Annotated in this window: 1 rRNA gene; it reads left to right on the plus strand. The window is 43.7% G+C overall.

Features of this window, described 5'->3' with window-relative positions:
* Positions 1 to 190: 190 nt before the first annotated feature.
* Positions 191 to 263 (plus strand): 5S ribosomal RNA (rrf, locus tag SAZ04_RS22310); the annotation flags it as partial.

The raw sequence follows: 263 nt of genomic DNA on the forward strand, positions 1-263 counted from the left end.
GTCTGGTGTGGAAGCGTGGCGACACGTGGAGCTGACAGATACTAATCGGTCGAGGACTTATCCAATACATTCTTGAAATGTTTCTATTATGCATTATCTAGTTTTGAGAGAATCTCTCAAATGTGAACTAAGATAACTACTTTGGGTAATCCGAGGTTCATGGTATTTTCCTGAAAATACCCTATAATAGTCTGGTGGCGATAGCAAAGAGGTCACACCCGTTCCCATGCCGAACACGGTCGTTAAGCTCTTTTGCGCCGATG

This window comes from Halalkalibacter lacteus (assembly GCF_036663595.1).
GTDB classification, from domain to species: Bacteria; Bacillota; Bacilli; order Bacillales; family Bacillaceae_D; genus Halalkalibacter; species Halalkalibacter lacteus.